Source organism: Chamaesiphon sp. OTE_20_metabat_361, from assembly GCF_031364565.1.
Map to the genome: position 1 here is coordinate 1 of NZ_JANLWO010000545.1, position 2738 is coordinate 2738.

A 2738-nucleotide genomic window follows, 5' to 3' on the forward strand; every position below is an offset into this window, starting at 1 on the left:
ACTTGGGAAAACCCCGTTGCAATCCTAAAGTTACCCCAGGGCCATAGAGTAAAATTGAAGTATCAAAACCCTTCTTTTTCAAACGGGTGGCTTGCAATAAATTCACCAACCCGATCGATCCCTCAAATGCCACCGTGTGAAATGTCACTAACGCTTTCTCACCAGGTTCGGCTTGGACATCGGGGAAGACTTTTTCTTCATAATCAACAAGAAAATCACCAGTCTTGTGAGCGGGTATAGTAACTTCTGGCATGACGATTTACTCCGTTCTGGTTGTCAAGATTGACACCACACTACCGTTCGATCGAATACTGCTTTTGTATCGATACATACGGAGTTAGGAGATCTAACGCGATCGATAGTCAGTTCTATGTCGATCGTTAAAATGTCTAGTAGCAAATCGTTTTAACTATCTAAATCGCTAGGTTTTAAACAGAGTTGTAGCCTAAACTACGAACCCAATAAAAATTCATTGACGATACTCCAATTGCCAGCAGTAGACACTTTCTTATCGATCGCGATATGTTCGGCAAGGTATGTAGCATCGCGCGCCACACCCGAAAACCTGCCCGAACCCCAAGTGTACAGCCACGGAAGACCGATAAAATAACAACCGCGTAGATTAGTAATACCGCGAGCGTAATGGGGATAACCACTACCATTAAATACTGGCAAATCGATCCAACTAAAGTCAGTTTGAAAGCCTGTAGACCAAATTACTGTCTGAATATTAGCTGCTGCTAGATCTAAACTTAATTCTGGATGCTCCGGTTGCCAAACGGGAATATATGGGGGTTCGATTGGTGCTTCGATCTGCTCTTGTTCGATAAAGCGATCGATGTTTTGTTTGATATTTGCCGCAACTGCATCCGCTCGATCGAGATTCTGGCTTAAATCATCCTGAAACTCTAAGATACCTTCATCAATAGATCGCAATCTCCCATGCAATTTCATCCCTTGCAAAGCAAATTTTCGCAAGTCAATTTCGCGTCCGCCATCGCGTCCGGTGAGATAATGATTGGTATTACTACGCGCCGTTTCTTTCTTCGGATGTTCGTCAATTGAGAGATCGTAATATCCCATCCGATCGAGCCATTCTACCGCATCTTTACCGCGATATAGACGTGGCGATCGCGGTGCGCCACCGACACACAAGTGTACTTGTCTCCCCGCCAGATGCAAATCTTCGGCAATCTGACAGCCAGATTGTCCCGTACCCACCACTAATACGCTCCCAGACGGCAATGATTCGGGATTCTTATACGTCGAAGAGTGCAATTGATAAATAGAGGCGGGTAAACGTTCCGCCAGACGCGGAATTTTGGGCGTATGATAGCCGCTAACCGCGATAACGACTCGATCGGCTGTATACTCACCGATCGAGGTACTAACGGCAAATAAGCCATTTTCCGTCTGCTTGACTTTATGCACCGTCACGCCTTCTTTCAGCGGTGGATTGAAGCTCGCCGCATAGCCTTCAAGATATTTGACGATCTCATCTTTAACCATAAACCCATCAGGATCGTTACCAGAATAGGGATAGCCAGGAAGTTGACATTGCCAATTAGGAGTCACCAAACAAAAACTATCCCAGCGTCTCGATCGCCATTCATGCCCGATCTGCTGCTGTTCAAAGATAATATGCTCGATGCCGCGCTGTTTGAGACAATAACTTATAGATAGTCCAGCTTGTCCGCCACCGATGATAATGACTGGATATCGATCGCTCATAAAACTTTGCCGATAATAGTGTGAGGCTATACAGTCAGACTAGGGTTTCGATCGAGCCAAGTTTGTATTTGTGACTACGAAAAGCCCTAAGTCTAGTGATTTGTCTATTCTTTTTGGGTTAGATGAGATCTGAGACTCGATCTAGCTCGATCGCCTATCGAAATCAATAGATTTATCATTGCCACTTCAGACATTATTTTTGTTGTAACTATCTACTTTTTTATTAATGCAGAATAATAGGGTGGGCACTGCCCACAAGCAAAATTATCGATTTAGTAATATTAATGTTTATGCTAATTCACGTCGATTGTCTAAGGCATGCTACGCGAACGATTTTTGAAAATATCGCGTTCGCAGTAGGTAATCGATCGAGCAGTTTAAATTCTTTTTGCTTCGGCTATAAGTGGTCTGTGGGCATTGCCCACACTACATTTCTTTTTTATTAATGCTGAGTAGAGTAGTAGTAGGGTGGGCACTGCCCACCATCTAGATTTGACGAGCTATTACTCTTTATTTAAATATCATACTAACCCTTTAATCATCGCCTGATACAATGCCTGAAAACGAGTTTTAGCTTTGAGTTTGGTAAGAATATTATTGATATGAAACTTGACCGTACTTTCACTAACAATCAATCGAGCTGCAATATCTCGATCGCGTAATCCCGCGCATAAAAGATTGATAATTTCCCGTTCGCGTTCTGAAAGTGGTGGAGATTCTAGATTGGGAGTGGTGGTAATGTTCCCAGATTCTCCCCGCAGGATGGCATCGACAGTCGATCGCAATTCGATCGGGTTAATCGAGAAATCGATTTTTGCTCGCGCTTGGGGTGGAATGCGATCGTCGGTGGCAATCCAAATCAGATATGGCGTAAAAGTTACCAAAGATCGATCGTCGGTAATTAATGGTAGCGCGGGATTGGCAATGGGGGCGATCGATAATCCGGCTAATTCGATTTGGTGAGAGAAAGCCATTTGCAATAGCGAAGATCGACACCGCAGATTGAC

3 protein-coding genes are annotated in these 2738 nt (G+C 43.9%); all 3 read right to left on the reverse strand.

Translation table 11 applies throughout. The annotated features are described in order from the left end of the window. A partial coding sequence (locus tag RMO35_RS15675) for an MSMEG_0572/Sll0783 family nitrogen starvation response protein (protein WP_309742260.1) occupies positions 1-253 on the reverse strand: 253 nt, incomplete at its 3' end. A gap of 197 nt (positions 254-450) precedes the next feature. Continuing rightward, the gene (locus RMO35_RS15680; RefSeq protein ID WP_309742261.1) at positions 451-1731 is read right to left on the reverse strand and encodes an MSMEG_0569 family flavin-dependent oxidoreductase; all 1281 of its coding nucleotides are present in this window, start codon (positions 1729-1731) and stop codon (positions 451-453) included. A gap of 521 nt (positions 1732-2252) precedes the next feature. Further along, positions 2253-2738, reverse strand: a 486-nt coding sequence (locus tag RMO35_RS15685) for a LuxR C-terminal-related transcriptional regulator (protein ID WP_309742262.1), incomplete at its 5' end; no start/stop codon positions are given.